This is a genomic window from Seonamhaeicola marinus, assembly GCF_008085455.1.
Window position 1 is genome coordinate 326,640 of sequence record NZ_VSDQ01000718.1, and the last position, 18,288, is coordinate 344,927.

General features: G+C 32.9%; 21 protein-coding genes. 6 read left to right on the forward strand and 15 right to left on the reverse strand.

The annotated features are described in order from the left end of the window. The first annotated feature begins 124 nt into the window (after positions 1-124). The gene (locus FUA24_RS18945) at positions 125-721 is read left to right on the forward strand and encodes a YceI family protein (RefSeq protein WP_148544630.1); all 597 of its coding nucleotides are present in this window, start codon (positions 125-127) and stop codon (positions 719-721) included. 101 nt (positions 722-822) lie between these two features. Here FUA24_RS18945 and FUA24_RS18950 read toward each other — a convergent pair whose 3' ends face one another. The 3 genes from FUA24_RS18950 to FUA24_RS18960 all read right to left on the reverse strand — a co-directional run bounded on the left by FUA24_RS18950 (position 823) and on the right by FUA24_RS18960 (position 3,238). Beyond that, positions 823-1,494, reverse strand: a complete 672-nt coding sequence (locus FUA24_RS18950; protein ID WP_148544631.1) for a PrsW family intramembrane metalloprotease — start codon at positions 1,492-1,494, stop codon at positions 823-825. Then, positions 1,494-2,048, reverse strand: a complete 555-nt coding sequence (locus tag FUA24_RS18955; protein ID WP_148544632.1) for an NUDIX hydrolase — start codon at positions 2,046-2,048, stop codon at positions 1,494-1,496. The genes FUA24_RS18950 and FUA24_RS18955 overlap by 1 nt, the downstream gene beginning before the upstream one ends. Before the next feature lie 101 nt (positions 2,049-2,149). After that, positions 2,150-3,238 (reverse strand): M42 family metallopeptidase, encoded by a 1,089-nt coding sequence (locus FUA24_RS18960; protein ID WP_148544633.1) that lies wholly within the window; start codon positions 3,236-3,238, stop codon positions 2,150-2,152. A 134-nt stretch (positions 3,239-3,372) separates the two neighbouring features. On the opposite strand from FUA24_RS18960, the gene FUA24_RS18965 reads away from it, so the two are divergent. From FUA24_RS18965 to FUA24_RS18975, 3 genes are read left to right on the forward strand one after another with little or no spacing between them, the layout of a single operon-like run. Beyond that, positions 3,373-4,059, forward strand: a complete 687-nt coding sequence (locus tag FUA24_RS18965) for a DUF4294 domain-containing protein (RefSeq protein ID WP_148544634.1) — start codon at positions 3,373-3,375, stop codon at positions 4,057-4,059. Positions 4,060-4,061: 2 nt separating this feature from the next. Continuing rightward, the gene (trhA, locus tag FUA24_RS18970; RefSeq protein WP_148544635.1) at positions 4,062-4,688 is read left to right on the forward strand and encodes a PAQR family membrane homeostasis protein TrhA; all 627 of its coding nucleotides are present in this window, start codon (positions 4,062-4,064) and stop codon (positions 4,686-4,688) included. 4 nt (positions 4,689-4,692) lie between these two features. After that, positions 4,693-5,199, forward strand: a complete 507-nt coding sequence (locus FUA24_RS18975) for a GNAT family N-acetyltransferase (protein WP_148544636.1) — start codon at positions 4,693-4,695, stop codon at positions 5,197-5,199. Here the strand turns inward: FUA24_RS18975 and FUA24_RS18980 are convergent. The 9 genes from FUA24_RS18980 to FUA24_RS19025 all read right to left on the reverse strand — a co-directional run bounded on the left by FUA24_RS18980 (position 5,188) and on the right by FUA24_RS19025 (position 13,579). Further along, entirely contained in the window at positions 5,188-5,625 is a 438-nt protein-coding gene (locus FUA24_RS18980) for a hypothetical protein (protein WP_148544637.1), read from the reverse strand. The two genes, FUA24_RS18975 and FUA24_RS18980, sit on opposite strands and share 12 nt — an antisense overlap. After that, the gene (locus tag FUA24_RS25890) at positions 5,615-7,099 is read right to left on the reverse strand and encodes an FtsX-like permease family protein (protein ID WP_246147099.1); all 1,485 of its coding nucleotides are present in this window, start codon (positions 7,097-7,099) and stop codon (positions 5,615-5,617) included. Before FUA24_RS25890 ends, FUA24_RS18980 begins: the two co-directional genes overlap by 11 nt. Next, positions 7,096-7,725, reverse strand: a complete 630-nt coding sequence (locus FUA24_RS18995) for an ABC transporter ATP-binding protein (RefSeq protein ID WP_148544638.1) — start codon at positions 7,723-7,725, stop codon at positions 7,096-7,098. Before FUA24_RS18995 ends, FUA24_RS25890 begins: the two co-directional genes overlap by 4 nt. Before the next feature lies 1 nt (position 7,726). Then, positions 7,727-8,659, reverse strand: a complete 933-nt coding sequence (locus tag FUA24_RS19000; RefSeq protein WP_148544639.1) for a GTP-binding protein — start codon at positions 8,657-8,659, stop codon at positions 7,727-7,729. 25 nt (positions 8,660-8,684) lie between these two features. Then, positions 8,685-9,218, reverse strand: coding sequence for a molybdopterin adenylyltransferase (gene mog, locus FUA24_RS19005; protein ID WP_148544640.1), 534 nt, complete (start codon positions 9,216-9,218; stop codon positions 8,685-8,687). A 34-nt stretch (positions 9,219-9,252) separates the two neighbouring features. Then, a complete protein-coding gene (locus tag FUA24_RS19010; protein ID WP_148544641.1) occupies positions 9,253-10,452 on the reverse strand; it encodes a GTP-binding protein in 1,200 nt (399 codons plus the stop codon). A gap of 23 nt (positions 10,453-10,475) precedes the next feature. Further along, positions 10,476-12,152: a PhoX family protein gene (locus FUA24_RS19015; protein ID WP_148544642.1), complete on the reverse strand. Its 1,677-nt coding sequence runs from the start codon at positions 12,150-12,152 to the stop codon at positions 10,476-10,478. A 136-nt stretch (positions 12,153-12,288) separates the two neighbouring features. Further along, positions 12,289-12,789: a hypothetical protein gene (locus FUA24_RS19020; protein WP_148544643.1), complete on the reverse strand. Its 501-nt coding sequence runs from the start codon at positions 12,787-12,789 to the stop codon at positions 12,289-12,291. A gap of 76 nt (positions 12,790-12,865) precedes the next feature. Then, on the reverse strand, positions 12,866-13,579 hold the full coding sequence (locus tag FUA24_RS19025; protein WP_148544644.1) for a hypothetical protein: 714 nt from the start codon (positions 13,577-13,579) through the stop codon (positions 12,866-12,868). Positions 13,580-13,941: 362 nt separating this feature from the next. Between FUA24_RS19025 and FUA24_RS19030 the strand changes: the two genes are divergently transcribed. Then, positions 13,942-14,958: an SMP-30/gluconolactonase/LRE family protein gene (locus FUA24_RS19030; RefSeq protein ID WP_246147100.1), complete on the forward strand. Its 1,017-nt coding sequence runs from the start codon at positions 13,942-13,944 to the stop codon at positions 14,956-14,958. Positions 14,959-14,964: 6 nt separating this feature from the next. Here the strand turns inward: FUA24_RS19030 and FUA24_RS19035 are convergent, their stop codons facing one another. From FUA24_RS19035 to FUA24_RS19045, 3 genes are read right to left on the reverse strand one after another with little or no spacing between them, the layout of a single operon-like run. After that, positions 14,965-15,393, reverse strand: coding sequence for a DUF4268 domain-containing protein (locus tag FUA24_RS19035; RefSeq protein ID WP_148544645.1), 429 nt, complete (start codon positions 15,391-15,393; stop codon positions 14,965-14,967). A gap of 28 nt (positions 15,394-15,421) precedes the next feature. Further along, complete coding sequence (locus tag FUA24_RS19040; RefSeq protein ID WP_148544646.1) at positions 15,422-16,099, reverse strand: ZIP family metal transporter; 678 nt, start codon at positions 16,097-16,099, stop codon at positions 15,422-15,424. Between the two features lie 53 nt (positions 16,100-16,152). Further along, positions 16,153-16,884: a class I SAM-dependent methyltransferase gene (locus tag FUA24_RS19045; RefSeq protein ID WP_148544647.1), complete on the reverse strand. Its 732-nt coding sequence runs from the start codon at positions 16,882-16,884 to the stop codon at positions 16,153-16,155. Positions 16,885-17,128: 244 nt separating this feature from the next. Here FUA24_RS19045 and FUA24_RS19050 point away from each other — a divergent pair, with 244 nt between their 5' ends. Further along, positions 17,129-18,286, forward strand: a complete 1,158-nt coding sequence (locus FUA24_RS19050; RefSeq protein ID WP_148544648.1) for a THUMP domain-containing class I SAM-dependent RNA methyltransferase — start codon at positions 17,129-17,131, stop codon at positions 18,284-18,286. Positions 18,287-18,288: the final 2 nt, after the last annotated feature.

Here is an 18,288-nt window from a genome sequence, read left to right on the forward strand (position 1 = left end):
TTTTGTCCTTTTTTAAGAGTGGTAAATTACGATATTTTTATTAAATACATGATTTTAATCATTTTTTGATAATTGAAACAAAGAGATATTTGTATTATAATTTTAATCATATAATATTAACCTCATGAATACAAGTAAATTTTTTAACAGGCTAGTTATTTGCCTAATGGCAATTGGTTTTTCAATTAACTACTCACATGGACAAATGTTAAAGCTTGAAAACAGTGAATCTTCTTTAACTGTTTTTGGGACTTCTAATGTACACGGCTGGAAAGTGGATGCGGCTACACAGCAGGGTGCAATAAGGTTTAATAGTTTAGAGGCTTGCGATATTGCGCATTTATCGCTTACAGTGCTTACAGAAAGCTTAAAAGGGGTAAAACCGGGTATGGCTTTAACCGCTTCTGAAACTCTAAAATCTGACCAATATAAATACATTTTGTTTACACTTACCGAAGTTAAAAGTGTGACTAAGAAGAGCAACGGAGTGTTTGAATTAAAGGCTAATGGAGATTTAGTAATTGCAGGGACAAAAAAATCTGTACCTGTTAGTTTTGATGTTACTACAACCAATAATAAAGTAAACCTAAAAGGTAAGACGATATTAAAAATGACAGATTTTAACTTAACTCCTCCAGAGGCTTTAATGGGGACTATTAAGGCAAAAGATGATATTATGTTAAAGTTTGACGTAAGATTTACTGAAACTACACTGTTATAGTAGTGCCAGTCATAATTTTAGGCCTCTAGCTTTTGCAAAAAGTATGGAGGCTTTCTTATTGAAAATAATAGAGCAGATCTTACAGGTGCTTTTTAGAATTTTTACTTAAAACTTGATCTTTCTTGGTGGCGCTTTATTGCTTTTTTGGAAAGGACTATACCGATAATTAAGGACACAAAAGCACCAATCCAAATACCAGGGATAAAGTCTATAAATAAGAAGAAGTCATAAGCCCCGTGGAAAATTATAGCCAAAAACAAACCCGATAAGTTTAAGATTGTTTTATTCTTCGAAAATTTAGCCTTTCCCATATAATACCCCATTAAAATGCCAAATGTTGCATGAGCAGGTACAGCAGTAAAGGCTCTTAAAATGGCAGTCTGAATACCTCCCTCCAGAACATAAAAAATATTTTCGGTTGCAGCAAATCCCATAGAAACCATAACAGCATATACTATACCATCAAAAGGCTCATTGAATTCTGCGTTCTTTTGCGCATAGTACCTAACAATAACATATTTACTGAATTCCTCGCAAAGACCAACAACAAAAAAGGCTTTAACAAACTGCTGAAACACACTAGTTTCATTTTGCAGAGGGAGAATTATATCAAAGATATAATAGAGTAGTGTTGTAATTATAATACTTACTACAGCCCCTAATAAAAAATTATAAAAAAGTAATCGTTTAGGTTCCTTTTCATATTTATCTTTATAGTAAATGTAAAGTATAATGATAAAAACAGGAGCAACAGCAAATAAGAGTAAGTTCATTAATTAATCATTTTTTTAATTTCGCTAAGTACATACTTGTAATATGCTTTATTACTTGGAACAAAGTGATTACCATTATTTCCTATAGTTTCAATTAAGTGATGGAATTCACTCAATGTTACTAATTTAAGAGCTTCAACTTCACCTTTTTGAGGAATTAGTTCAGAAACTGGTTCATGTAATTCGGCTACATAAGTGTTATGAAATTCATAATCTTTAATACCACTTGAGTAATCTTGGAAACACTCAAATACACCTATTTTTTTCAAGTCAGTTTCAGAAATTAACAAGCTAATTTCCTCTAAGGTTTCTCTTATAGCACCTTGTTCTATTGTTTCTCCAGCATCAATATGTCCAGCTACTGAAACATCCCACATTAATGGGCAAATTACCTTTTGAGTAGAACGCTGTGATAACAAAATTTCTCCGGCTTTAGTGTAAAACCAAATATGAGCAGTGTTATGGTACAATCCTTTTTGATGGATTACTGATTTTAGTTCAGATTGCCCAGTTGGTTTACCTTGAGCGTCAACTATGTCAATGAGTTCGTCCATAGGAGAGAATTGAATTGTCATTCTGAGCAAAATGAAGAATCTCTTCCTTTAATTTGCTGAGATTCTTCATTTCGTTTTACTTCATTCAGAATGACAAAAAATTATTCAAAATAGCTAAACGTTTCGCCGTCTTTTATATTTAAAAGCGATTCGTAAATTAACTTAATAACGTTTTCTACATCTTCTTTGTGTACCATTTCTACGGTGGTATGCATATAACGCAGAGGTAGAGATATTAATGCCGAAGCTACACCACCATTACTATATGCAAAAGCATCTGTATCTGTTCCAGTGGCTCTTGAAAGCGCCGAGCGTTGAAAAGGAATGTCTTTATCTTCTGCAGTATCTATAATTAAATCACGTAATTTTTGTTGAACTGCTGGTGCATAGGCAACAACAGGCCCCTTACCAATCTCCAAATGACCTTCTTTTTTCTTATCAATCATTGGAGTAGTGGTATCATGAGTTACATCGGTAACAATGGCTACATTTGGTTTAATGGTTTGTGTAATCATTTCAGCGCCACGTAAACCAATTTCTTCCTGTACGGCATTAGTTATGTATAAACCAAATGGTAGTTCTTTTTTGTTTTCTTTTAATAAACGAGCAACTTCAGCAATCATAAAGCCTCCCATACGGTTATCTATTGCTCTACAAACAAATTTATTATCATTTAAGATGTGAAACTCGTCTGGGTAGGTTATTACGCAGCCAACATGAACTCCTAATTTTTCTACTTCTTCTTTATTAGAGCATCCACAATCTATAAATATGTTGTCTGGTTTTGGTGGTTCTTCTTTAACTCTACTTCTGGTATGAATGGCTGGCCAGCCAAATACACCTTTAACAATACCTTTTTTCGTGTGAATATTTACAACTTTACTTGGTGCAATTTGATGGTCACTTCCACCATTTCTAATTACATAGATTAATCCGTTATCACTAATATAATTTACGTACCAAGAAATCTCATCTGCATGACCTTCTATAACTACTTTATATTTTGCTTTTGGGTTTATAACACCTACTGCTGTGCCGTAAGTATCTGTAATGAACTCATCAACATAAGGTTTAAGATAATCCATCCAGATTTTTTGTCCATCCCATTCATATCCAGTAGGAGCTGCATTGTTTAAATATTTTTCTAAAAATTCAATAGATTTTTTATTAAGAATACTCTTCTTTGCCATATATAAAAGTTTTGCACTAAAATAAGAATATAAATAGAAAGCCACATTTCATTTCTTAAAAATAACAGGCCTATTTAAACGTTTAATAAACGTAAATTATTAATTTTGAAATATAAAAGCCTCAATTTTAGTTAATGAAATTTTTAAAGTATATACTATTAGTTTTTCCTTTAGTCTCTTTTTGTCAAGTTAATGAAATAGAGCAAGATTCTACAAAGACTGTTGAGTATATAATTATTGAAGGGGATTCTGTGCCTAGAACAACCATAGGTTTAGAGGAGGTAAAGTTACTTCATAAATTGAAGTTTGATAGCCGGGAAGAACGTATAAGGTATTTAATTCTTAAGCGTAAAACCATCAAGGTTTATCCTTATGCTAAAATGGCTGCTGTTAGGTTAGACTCAATGAATAAGCGTTTAGCTAATTTAACGCGTAAAAGAGAAAAGAAACGTTATACAAAAAGAGTACAGAAATATATTGAAGGGGAGTTTTCTGAGGAACTAAAGAAAATGACGCGTACTGAAGGGCAAATTCTAGTTAAACTAATTCATAGACAAACAGGTACAACCGCTTTTGAGTTGGTTAAAGAGTTAAGAAACGGTTGGCGTGCCTTTTGGTATAATACTACAGCAAAAATGTTTGATATTTCTCTAAAAAGAGAGTTTGATCCAGTTAATGAGAAAGAAGACTATCTAATTGAAGACATTCTACAACGCAACTTTCAAAATGGCAGGTTAGAAGCCCAAGAATCTGCTTTAGGTTTTGATTTTTATGATCTCACAGAAAAGTGGATGAATACTAAAGAAGAACCAAAAGATTAAACATGCGTAAGCAAACATCTTTTGAAGAAAAACTTAACGCTATTTCTCATGGAGTAGGAGCAGTTCTGGGGGTAGTTGCATTAGTTCTACTAATTATTTTTGACACAAAGAAAACAGACTGGAGTCTTTTTAGTGTTATTATTTATGGCCTATCAATAATTATTTTGTTTACGGCTTCTACTTTATACCATGCCATAAAAGATGAAAAAAAGAAACACGTTTTTAGGGTTTTAGATCATATAAGTATTTACCTGCTAATTGCTGGGACATATACGCCACCTTCATTAATAACCTTAATAGGTAGTTCGGGGTGGATACTTTTCTGGGTTGTTTGGGGAATTGCTTTTTTTGGAGTTGTTCTTAAGCTCTTTTTTACTGGTCGATTTGAAGTTTTTTCGGTTATACTCTATATTGTAATGGGGTATTTGATAGTAATTGATTTTTCGAACTTATCGCAATTGGTAGATAAAAATGCGCTGATATTACTCTTTGCGGGAGGCATAGCTTATACTGGTGGAATTATTTTTTATGCTATAGAAAGGATACCTTATAACCATGTTATTTGGCATTTCTTTGTATTAATAGGAGCTATTTGCCATTTTTTTATGATCTTCTTTTATATTATTTAGCACTATGGTTAATATTATTAAAGCCGAATCTTTTGAAAGCTTTTCGCTTGTAGAAACTTTAGCTTATTCTATTTGGACGGAGCATTATACTCCAATAATTGGAAAAGCTCAGGTTGATTATATGTTGGCAAAATTTCAATCGAAATCTGCTATTGAGCAACAGGTTATCAATGGCTATGAATACTTCATTCTTTATTTTTTTACTGAACCAGTTGGCTACGTATCTTTTAAGCAGGAGGATGCAAGTACGCTATTCTTAAGTAAGATTTATGTGAAAAGTGCGTACAGAGGTAAAAAAATTGGTAAAGAAGCTATGCGTTTTGTTGAGGCTAAAGCTAAGACGTATAACCTTAATAAGATAAGACTAACAGTAAATATTCACAATTCTAATGCCATTGCCACCTATCAGAAATTGGGTTTTAAGAGTTTAGGGGCTCTTGTTGCCGATATTGGAAATGGATATGTAATGGATGATTACGAAATGGTAAAAAAAATTAAGTTATTTAACTAATTTAACTTCACAGTCTGTTAGGATGTAATTAAAGTGATCTACATCATCAGCATTAAGTTTTAGTCTACCCGTAACTGAAACGATATCATCTGTTTTTAATTCTTGTCTTGCCTCAAACTGAAGCTCAATTGCAGTTTCGGGGCCTCCAACACCGCAAAAGAAGCACGACGCCATTGGCGCTTTAGACAACATGTATAATTTATCTTTTGGAGATATATGCAAAAAGTAACCTGTTATAGAAATTCTTGCTCCATCTAATTTAATTACAGTTTCTCCAAATACAGGATACATAAAATAATCATCGTATTCAGGAAAATATTTTTTCTTGAATTCAACACCTGCTAAATCATCCCAAGTTATGCTTTTTTGGCTAAAACAAAAGGAAGTGCTTAAAAGAAAAAAGATAATTATAACACTATTTTTCATTACTTAATATTGTTGAAATATTCATTCTTAATATTGGATAAATAGCCAATATTAAAGACAAAGTTACCATAATTAAAACTAATACACCCGTATATAAAATATCTTGTATGCCTAATTCTTGAATCATGTTTTGTTTATTACCTAAGTTCGAGAAATTAAGAATCAAAAATAATGCCGCTTTAACCAATAAGAAACCTAAAAGAAAAGCGACTAAGGCAATGCTAAATGCTTCATACGCTACCATTTTAATAATTTGAAAATTACTAGCACCATAGGTACGCAATAGGGCAAGGTCAAAGGCTCTTTCTTTAACCATTTTATAAAGGTTAATAAATATTGTAAAGCCAGATATTATTAAAATTAAATAAGCAATCCATGTAATGGTTTTAAAACCAACACTCGTAAACTCATACAACCTGTCTAATTCATAACGAGGTATTGCTGCTTGAAAATTGCTATCCTCATTAACCTTTCTTGGAAAGGTTAAAAGTGCTGCAGGACTCCTAAATGTTATTAATAATGAAGTAATTTCTTTTTCTTCATCATGGTCATGAGCTTCATCGTCATGGTGTTCGTGTTCATCTTTGTGCGCCTCATGGTCATGAGCTTCACCGTCATGATGTTCGTGTTCATCTTTGTGTGCCTCATGGTCATGCGCTTCGGCGTCATGATGTTCGTGTTCGTCCTTGTGCGCCTCATGGTCATGCGCTTCGGCGTCATGATGTTCGTGTTCGTCCTTGTGCGCCTCATGGTCATGAGCTTCACCATCATGGTGTTCGTGTTCGTCTTTGTGCGCCTCATGGTCATTAGAGCCAACATCTTCGTTTTTATGCTCTTCCGTATGCCCTTCATGATCTCCATGATCATGAACATCCCATACACTCTGTAAATTAGTAACAATAAGTCGGTCAATAACTTTTTGTGTAGGCTTTAAAATACCAACTACAGTTAGTACATCTTCATGTACATCAATTGTATTTTCTACTAACCCATGCGAACTTAAGAAAGTGTCACCGATATTTAAATGTAATTGTTCAGCCACTTTACTACCAACAACAACGTCCATAGATACTTTCGGAAAATTTCCTTTTTCTAGTTCCGCATCGTAAAAGGAATAGAATTCAGGTGTTGTACCCACTATTCTATAACCTTTATAATTATCTCCATAGGAAATAGGCACTGCAGATTTAATTAATGGGTTTTTAGCTAATTTATTTGCCTCATTGTACGATATATTTCCTGTTGGATTATCTAAATGCAAAATAGATGCAAGAACAAGTTGTAGTGGACTTCCTTTAGCTCCAATTACTAAATCTATATTCCCCAAATTATTGTCCATTTGATATTTAAACGAACTTTTTAATTGTTTAATACCCAATAGAAGAGTGATACTTAAGGCAAGTGTTATAATACTCAGAAAGGTATAAAACGGTTTAGACTTGAGGTTTTTTATACTAATCTTCCAAATGTTCATAATGTAATAGTGTTTTGAAAGAACGATTTAATTCTTTGATCGTGAGTAATTACAATTAAGTTAGCGTTATTTTTTTTTGCTTGTTTTTTAAGCAGTGAAATAACGGTTTTACAATTTTCATCATCTAAACTAGAGGTAGGCTCATCTGCCAAAATAACTTGCGGATTGTGTATGACTGATAATGCAATTCCCAAGCGTTGTAATTGTCCTTCACTAATTTCGTTCACCTTACTTTGTTTACAATCCATAAGGTCCAATTCTTTGAGTAGCTCATCAATAGTGTTATCGGAAACTTTGGTATTACAAAAATAAACTCTGGCTTTTAAATTTTCGAAAACACTTAAAGAAGGAATGGCATGTTTTTTTTGAAATACTAGCCCAATATGTTTTCCTCTAAACGCATCAAGTTTACTATTTGATAAATTACTAATATCTGTATTATTAATTAATAGAGCTCCTGTTTTTGGCCTTAATAAGCCAGCCAAAAGATGCAATAAAGTCGTTTTGCCAATGCCTGATTTACCCAATATTAGCAGACTTTCACTTTCCTTCAAATCTATTTTTGGAAAGCTAAACGTTTGCGATTTATTAGTGTATTGGAATGTAAGATTATCGGTTTGTATCATCTTAAAATTTGAAAGTACGTATTACCTGGTGAAGTTGTTGTTGTTTTATATTTTTTATAACATTTTTTAACATAGTAGGGTCGCTTCCCGGACCAATTGTTAATAGTTTGGTTCCTGTAGAAGGTATACCTTTAAACGGTCTAATTTTTATCTCACCATCAGGGAGCCTCTCAAAGTAGGTGTAATTATCTTCATCTGCTATCTGAACACAACCTTTTACGCGTAAAATCGAATTAGGTATATCGTTACATATAGCATAAATACAGTCTACATTTGGCAAATTTGGTAAATCTACGGAACAAGAAGCCCAATGAGCCTTGAAATGATCTAACTTTTGAGCTGTATTTTCAGAAGGCGATAAATTGGGTAAAAGGGTAACGTCTAAATCGCTTAATGTAATTATGTTTGCCTCAGGGTTAACGGATTTAAGATCGTTTATGACTTCGTTTTGCCTACTTTGTGTTGTATTTTCAAGGTGTGTTAATACTAAAAGAGAAGATACCTGTATTTGATTTTTTTCTAATTCGTTATGTTCCCCTCTTTTCTGCCAATTTTTTACATCAACAACAGAAATTTGAACAGGAGGAAGAAACCTTTCATCAATGCCCACTCCTAAAAACTCCATTAAAGAACAAGCGTCTGAAGTACCGTTGGCTTCAATTAATGTAATGCCGTTTGTTCTTTTGGGAATCCTATTAACTATATTTCTTAGTTCTACAATACCACTACAACATATACAACTACCATTTAGAGCTTTAATTGATTGCAATTCTATTTGCTCTGTAAATTGTTGCGCATCTATTAAGGCATTTTCATAATCATTTAAAACAACAAAAGGAGAGAAACCTTTGTTTATAAAATTAGTAGTAAGATGTTTTAATAGTGTAGTTTTTCCAGAGCCCAAAAAGCCTACAACGGTTATAATAGCTTCCATATTTAAAGTGCGCTTTAAAAGCGTTTTATTTTTTCTTTGGTCTAAATGGTTTTATGATGTCTTCATTGCACTCTAAAAAAGGTCCTTCCATTAGGTCTATGCAATAAGGAATGGCAGGAAAAACAGCATCTAAACATTCACGTATAGACTTTGGTTTTCCTGGTAAATTGACTATTAGACTACTACCTCTTAGACCTGCTGTTTGTCTAGATAGAATAGCGGTAGGTACATATTTTAAAGATTCGGCTCTCATAAGTTCGCCAAAACCAGGCATCATTCTATCACAAACAGCCTCTGTAGCTTCTGGTGTAACATCTCTTTTAGCAGGACCAGTTCCTCCTGTTGTAACTACTAAACAACACTTATTAGTATCAACCATTTCTATAATGGTCTTTTCAATAACATCTTGTTCATCTGGAATTACCTTATAAACGTCTTCCCATTGCGATATTAAATAATCATTTAAAGTATCTATAATGGCCTTACCGCTTATATCTTCATAAATTCCTGCACTTGCTCTATCACTTACTGTGATAATTCCTATTTTAATGTCTGACATTTTTAACTTTTAATGTTAAGAGTTTCTGTTCTTTTTAGTTTGTAATGGGCCATTGATCTCCTTGAGGAAAAAGCTTGTTTTCCCAAAGCTGAATTTCGGTATCTGTGAGTAGACATTTGTTTAAATGTTTAATCATGTCTTCCTTTTCTAAATATTGACCAATAAAGACCAGTTCTGTTTTTCTGTCTCCGAATAAAGCATCCCAGTTGGATTCTATTTCAGGTTGGTTCTCAACAAAAGCAGCATAACTATTACGCTCTTGCAAAGGCATAGAATCCCACCAAACTCCAGCACTATCTGCTTTACAAGAGCTTCCTGCGGAACTCCAAAGCAATGCTTGGTCCGATCTTGATGCCAACCAAAACAATCCTTTACTTCTAATAATATTCTGAGGGAAGTCTTGATTAAGATAATTTAAAAAGCGCTCTGGGTGAAAGGGTTTTTTACTTCTAAAAACGAACGAACCAATACCGTATTCTTCGGTTTCTGGAACATGTTCATTTTCTAATTCCTTTATCCATCCTGCAGAGGCTTCGGCTTTTTCATAATCGAATAGTCCTGTGTTGATTACATCATTAAGCTGAACTTCAGATTGCTTAGTACATATAATTTTGGCTTCGGGATTTAAAGACTTAATTATAGCTTTAAGTTCCTCCAGGTCTTCTTTAGTTACGAGGTCTATTTTATTCAGAAGAATTACATTAGCAAATTCTATTTGATCTGTAAGCAAATTAACTATAGTTCTGTCATCACCATCAATATTGGTAAGTTCTCTTGAAACCAAATAGTCTGAACTAGTAAAATCGTTTAAAAAGTTAAACGCATCGACTACAGTGACCATGGTATCAATATAACTGAAACGACTTAAATCAATATTGCCATCTTCACTTTCAAATGTAAAAGTCTGCGCTACTGGAATGGGTTCACTTATTCCTGTACTTTCAATTAACAAATAATCAAATTTATTTTGAGCTGCCAGTTTTTCTACTTCAACCATAAGATCTTCTCGCAGTGTGCAGCAAATACAGCCATTGCTCATTTCAACCAATTTCTCTTCGGTTCTAGAGAGTGTGTTTTCATTCTCAATAAATTGAGCATCAATATTTACTTCACTCATATCGTTTACTATTACAGCAACTTTTAAGCCTTCTTTGTTGTGTAATATATGATTAAGTAAGGTAGTTTTTCCTGCACCAAGAAAACCACTCAATACAGTAACTGGTAGTTTTTTCATCTTCGAAAATAGTTTAACTTAGTTTATAGTTCAATTTTGTTTAACAAGTTCATCTTTTCTATTAAATCTCCTTTTATGGCTACTACTGCTGGTTTTGGAATGCCATCCTGATCAAAAGGCCATTTACTTGTTGGGTTGTTAAGGTCTTTTGTTTGTTCTCCAGGATGTTGTACACTTAAGAAAAGTGTTTTTCCATCTGGAGAAAACCAAGGTCCTGTTAATTCAGCATCACGAGGCGCAGAGGCAACTCTTATAACTTTTCCAGCATCTTTTCCGTATCTAGGAATAACAAATAAGCTATTATTCTTAAAAGGCATATACGGTTTATCTTTTTTATTCATGGCATCACCAGACATATCTGATGTCATCCAAAGATTTCCAGATAAATCGAAAGCTAAATTGTCAGGACAAGAGAAGCCATTTTCTTCACCACCAGCTTTATATGTAGAGGCTTTAAAAGTTAACGCATCAAATTTACCATTAGTTTCCTCAACTTTCATTATAGAACCGTGATAATCGTTTCTATTCTTGTTATTTGTTAAAGATACAAAGATGTTACCTGTAATAGGATCAATTTCAATGTCCTCGGGTCTGTTAAGTGGCGTAGCTCCCATTAATTTTGCCGCCTCTCTAGCTCTTACTAAAACTTCGGTTTGGTCTTTAAATTTATTTTTAAGAATTGGTTCATTTTCCCAGTCTAAAGCAAGCCATTTGCCATTAACAGTGTCGGCAACATAAAGCGTACCTTCTTTTAGAGATCTTGGTTTAGACGAAATAAACTTATACAAATGTTCATCTTTCTTGTCATCTCCCGAGTAAGCTACTATACGCTTGTCTTCGAGCTCATATAAGGTACAACATTCATGAGCAAAACGTCCTAAGGCTACATGCTTTTGGGCACTTCCATCTTTTGGGTTTACTTCAACAACCCAACCATAATGTTCAGGTGGGTAGTCGTAGAACTTCTCCCAACCTAAAATACTTGGTGCATTAATAGGATTATTATCATCATCATAGAGGGTGTCGCCAAAAACATCTTGATAGTTTTCTTCACAGGTTAAAAAGGTGTTCCAAGGTGTAATGCCTCCTGAACAGTTGCTATGCGTACCAATAACCTCTGTTTTTCCTTTTATAGGGGTATCCCAATTCAGTTTAATTGGTGTTTGTGCCGTAATACGCCTGTTATGCGGATCATTTTGTACTAACTTCCAAACCCCATTTTCTTCTTTTACTCTAGCGATACTGCCTCCAACATTATACATTTCTTTATCAACCTGTTCCTTAGTTCTTTGTTCTAAAGGATTTTCAATAGCATTGAAATTAAAACCAGCAACAAAAAGAGGGTTGGCATATTCATGATTTACCCATAAAAGGCCATCATTTGGTTTTTTTTCATCAAAAGGGATGAAACAAGTAAAATCGTTATTAAATCCAAAGGTATCTTTATTAGTTAATTGGTCTCCCCATTTTAGAACAACATTATAATTTAAACCGTTGGCTAATAATAAATCATCTTCTGATGATGGCACAAGCCCTTCTAAAACTACACCTTTTAATTTTTTTAATTGCTCTTCCGATAGTTCTGAAGAATTAGCAGGCGTTGTATTGTTACCACAACTTGTTAAAAAAGGTGGGGCAATTATAACGGCCATACTGGCTTTTCCTAAAAAACTTATAAAATTTCTTCTATTGTATTCCATTATGTTGTTGATTTAGATATAAAGATTGGATTGTACGTTATGTCTTTTAATTAACATTTCATTCAACTCAATCTTACTCCAAATCACTTAGGTAATAAAGTTTTTGATATTAATTTTTCGTTAAATAGAAAAGACTTTAATTTAATTGAAACTTCTCTAGATAAATTAAATCTGAATAAATATTTAAAAAGGTATTATTACTACGGTCATATATTTTGCCACTAATCTTAAGTGCTTGCCGCACTTTGATCTTTCCTAAGGCTATATTTAATTCTTTTATCTTTTTGTTTAAATGGTACGAAAGTACCGAGAATTGAAGATTGCCTTTGCGCAATGACAGGGTTATTGTTTCCTTTTGTGTATTAAATTCTTTGTAAATAGAATTTAATCGCTTTATATCTGAAAAATCTTGACTTCCTAGTGCATCAAGTATAATTTGATTATCTAAAGAAAGTACGAAATAAACATCTTTTATATCATTTGTTTTAATCGTTTCTTTAATGTGTTTTATTGTTTCACTATTATATATAAACGTGTTACCTAAAGAGGTCAAGAAATAATTTTCTGTATTAAACTGTCTATTAACTATTGGTTCTAAACAGTCTGTTGGGCACAAAAGAAAAAGAGAATTAGACATAAAATGTTGAAAAATTACAATGGCATGAATGAACTATTCATGCCATGTTTAATAAGAAATTGTTTTAAACTAATTGTTATAACGTTTTAAGATCAATTACTTCAAAATTTCTTGCATCAAAGTAATCATCCATTCCATGCCCTGTATTAATAATTACACCACCCAAAAGAGTTACTTTGTCCACTGGAAATTCATCTTTACACGTTTTAAGATGCTTATGAATCTTTTCGTCAATAATTTTGTAAGTGGCATCTGTAATAGCTCTCTGAGGGTTATCACTATTAAGAATATCCTCTCTGTAAGGTAATAAGCTTTCTTCTAGTTTCATTTGTTGATAGTCGTCATCATTCATTACAGGCGTATATCCATCCTCTTTTAGTCTGCTTAAGGCTAACATTAAGGCACCGCATGAGTTTCCTTTTTGTTCCATTCTTGGTCTATACATTTTACCAAGTTCACCTTCTAAAGTAATACCGATATGTGGACCATAGAAAATAAAGGCACTTCCTTCATCTGGAATATGATGAGCAAATGCAGTCATACCTGTTTGTCCAACATAAGGAATGCCTCCTAAGCCTCCCATTACAAAAGGCCCAAATAATACATTGAAGAATGTAGTAGATGGAATATTGATATCATCCGAACAAACCGATGTTGCCATAAGAACTTTAGATATATCAATATTGTGTTCTAATTGCATTTTTCCTAGGTAATGAATAGATACATCCTTAGCATCCTTCGCATTTGGATATTGACTCTTTACAATCTCGTCAAATTTTCTTTGTTGCATGGTATTAAATTTATTTGATTAACGTTTATTTTATTTAGTGGTCTATGTAAATTCTTGGATTATTTGTACTTAGTTGTGTTTGTTATTAATTTCTTGAACAAGACTATTTCAATATTAATTGAACGTGTTTTGAATTGCCCAAATGAGTAAATACTCATTTGATTTTTGCACCTGTCTTACAAATATATAAAATTAATGCAACTGAGTTGCTTTAAATGATTTTTGTTATTTTCTCTACACTTAATTCGGATAACATCATGTATTAACAAGTAATTGTAAAAGGTAAAATAGAATTACTTTTAGGTAATTAATTACTTCAAAGCGCTGTTAAGTGAACATATATTTGACAGCAAATTGAGATTATGAGATTTTTTTTAGTTTGCACAGCGCTTATCGTATTTACATTAAACCTATCAGCACAAGATTTACAACCAGCTAAACAATTTGTTGAGTTGCCTGAGTATTGTCCAACACCAGATGCTTTCGATATTGCTCCGGATGGGAGTTTAATTTTATCATGTCCAAACTTTGCAAGTAAGCAATTAACTGGCAATATTTTAAGGATTTCAAAAGGAGGTGTTGTTTCAAAAATGGCGGATGTTCCTGTACTAAAGGAAACAGGTAATGCACAACCTATGGGAATTGCCTATGACGAAAAAGGGACATTATATGTTTGCGACAATCAAGGAAAAAAAGGGCGACTATTAAGGATGACCTTCGATAAAAATGGACTTAAAACAACCGAGGTTATAGCTTACGGTTTTCAATCTATTAATGGCATTAGATACCATAACAATACCGTTTACGTAACACAAACCAAATTACCTCTATTCAACACAAAAAAAGTGAGTAGTGGTGTTTATAAATTTAAGACTACAGATAGGCTTATTAAAGTTAATAACACTCCTAAAGATGCCAATTTATTTTACAGTGAAGTTACGCAAAACGCGGATAGGCAAGTTGGGTTAGATGGGTTAGTTTTTGATAGTCACGGGAATTTATACGTTGGAAATTTAGGTGATGCGAGAGTAACGAAATTATTCATTAATCCAGAAGGGGAAATTTACAAGACAGAACTTTATGCGCAATTACCAATAACCTCGGCACCCGATGGTATTAACATAGATAATAAGGGTAACTTATATGTTGCGGGTTTTGCTCAAAACCAAATTTTTAAAATAGATACAGATAAAGAGGTAAGTCTATTAGCCCAATACCCAGATAATGATGGGGCTAATGGAGCCATAGATCAGCCAGCCGATTTAATTATTTATAATGGAAAATTAGTGATTTCTAATTTCGATTTAATGGCAGCGAAGGGTATGGTTAATACTAAACACGACAAGCCTTATACTTTGTCTTACATAGCATTAGAATAGCTTTAGTTAGCTTTCTATTACATCTTTATATTCTTCAAAAAACGCTTCGAAAAGTGTCATTTTTTCATTAAAAAATACCATAACATCCTGCCATGAGTTTTTATTATGAATAGATACCTTTTGTTCTAATGGCACATAAACTCTAGAGATTTCCTTGTAATTATCTAGTATAAACTCCTCATCATATATGGCTTCCGGTAAGTAATCCTGCAGTAAAATTGATTTTAGTGCCACTAGTTTTTCCCAATATTTAATACGGTACTCAAGATCGTCTTCAAGATCTAAGGCCACTAGGGCTTTTTTATTATCAAAATGAAATTTAAAACTAAAACCCTTTAATTTAGTATTGTATAATATCCACTTTCTTGGGAAAGACTTTCCAAAACTAGTCCAAAATTCTTGGCGTAACAATCTAGATTCTTCTTTGCTAAACATAAATTTAGAGTAATAGTTTTAGATTTTATTAGATTAAATAGGCAATTCCTACTCCCGAAATAATTGCAACAAACTTTGAAAGGTTAAATTTATGACCATCTCCACTTTCAAAAAGTATTGTGGTTGAAATATGAAAAAATATACCAATTACTAAAGCGTTAATAACATGAATAAAATTGCCAATTGTATCATGCCATAAGTGCGAAATGGACGTTCCAATAGGCGTCATAATGGCAAAAACAACTAAGAAGGCTCCTATCTGAAACTTATCATAATTAGATTTAAATAAAAACATACTAATAATAGTGGCTATAGGGATTTTGTGAACTAAAACACCATAAACCATATCGTTATGTTCGTGAATGGAAAATCCTTCTAAAAAACTATGAATACATAAGCTCACAAACAATAACCAAGGGAAAGACTTGCTGTTTCCATTAGTATGTACATGTCCATGTTCTGCGCCTTTTGAAAACAGCTCCAGTATAATTTGCAATAATATACCGCACATTATAAAAAGCCCTGAAATTTTAGCATCTAAATGATGATACACTTCTGGTAGGAGTTCAAAAAGCGTGAGTGCTAATAAGAAGGCGCCACTAAAAGAAAGTAAAAGTTTATTATTCCATGATTTACTGTCTTTTGTAAAACGAGCAATAATAACGCCAATAACAACGGCTAAAAAAGGAAAAAGGTAATTATTCATTTAAAAAATTGAAGCTCAAAAACTGAAATTTGATTTTAAAGCTGATTATTAATCTATTTGAAAATCATTACTAAGCGTTCGGAAGACGAATTTTGAAACTTTCTCAAATTATAATCCCCAAAAACATCAAGCAAATGTACATCAGCTTTTTTAAATAAGTCTTCAAAATCATCTAAATTAAAAGCCTTAACGCGCTCTTGAAAATTATATAACCTTTCATCTACGTTAAAAGAGATATCTTTTACAATGTATCCATTTTCAACAAAACGCTTTAAGTTAAAGGTAATTCCGTTAACTGTTTTGACTTCTTCGGGTACTAAATTATTTATAACGAATTCCGAATTCATAAAATCAATCACTCCAAATCCAGATTCATTTAAGTTTGCTTTTATAGCTTTTATAGTGCTTAAATTATCCTCATCATTATCAAAATAGCCAAAGCTTGTAAATAAATTAAATACTGCATCAAATTGTTTTCCATAAGGTTCACACATATTATGAACATCAAATTTTAAACGATGATTTTCGTATTGTTTAGCAAAGGCAATGCTATTTTCACTAAGATCTACACCCGTAACATCGTATCCAATTTTATTTAAAAAGCGGGCATGTCTACCGCGTCCACAGGCCAAATCAAGTATAGTGCCTTGTTCGGGAATGTTTAAATAATTGGTGAGTTTATCCATAAAGGCATGTGCCTCAGTATCGTCTCTATCTTTATATAAAATATGGTAGTATGGTGTATCAAACCAAGAGGTAAACCATGTAGTTGTATCTGTATCCATTTGCATTTTGAGAGGGCGATGTCATTGGTTTAGTGGTTTCATTTGTTCAAAATACATTTTGCCTTGGCTTTTGTTATGATTGAACTAACGAAAGTGAACTAACTATTTACCTGACCCAAATTCCGTTAACATAAATTTAACACAAAAATACAGGTTTTTTTCATTCCGATTATCAATTTTTAATGAAGAAAATTACCCTATTTTTGCATTCTAACTAATCAAAGTAGGTAATTAGTAGTAAAATATGGAAGATAATTTCAAAATGGTAGCAAAAACCTTGTTTGGTTTTGAAGATTTGTTGGAAAATGAACTTACGCAAATGGGCGCCCAAAATGTTAAGAAAGGTGTTAGGAATGTGAGTTTTGTAGGGGATAAGGGGTTTATGTATAAAGCAAATTTAGGATTGCGAACTGCCATAAAAATTTTAAAGCCTATACATACTTTCAGGGTAAATAATGAGCAAGATTTGTATAACAACATCTATAAAATGCCTTGGGAAGATTATTTAAAACCAACTGGTTCTTTAGCTGTAGATGCTACGATACATTCACATTTGTTTAAACACTCCTTATACATTGCTTTAAAAACTAAGGATGCTATTGTGGATAGGTTTAGAGATAATACAGGGCAAAGGCCAAATGTAGACCTAAAATTTCCTGATCTTAAAATTAATGTTCACGTAGATAGAAATCAATGTACTATTTCTCTGGATACATCTGGTGATTCCTTGCATAAACGTGGGTATAAGACTGCTACTAATATTGCGCCAATTAATGAGGTTTTAGCTGCTGGAATGATAATGTTATCTGGATGGGATGGACAGTCAGATTTTATGGATCCTATGTGTGGTTCTGGTACAATGCTTATAGAAGCGGCTATGATTGCATGCAATATACCACCAAATCTAATGCGTAAAGAGTTTGCTTTTGAGCGTTGGGCGGATTGGGATGTAGATTTATTTGAAAAAATTGAAGAATCACTTCTTAAAAAGACCAGAGATTTTCATCATAAGATTATGGGGTATGATAAAGCCCCAAGTGCAGTTTATAAGGCAAAGGATAATGTTAAAAATGCCCAGTTAGATGATTTTATAACTGTTAAGCACGAAGATTTCTTTAAAACCCAGAAAGGTGGTAACGAGAAGTTACACATGGTTTTTAATCCTCCGTATGGTGAACGTTTAAATATTGATTTAGAGGCATTTTATAAAAATATAGGAGATACACTAAAACAGAATTATCCTGGTACAGATGCATGGTTTATAACGTCTAATCTTGAGGCGTTAAAGCATGTAGGATTGCGCCCTTCTAGAAAAATACAATTGTTTAACGCTAAACTAGAATCTAGGTTAGTGAAGTACGTGATGTATGAAGGGAGTAAGAAAGGGAAGTATATGAAGTAAAA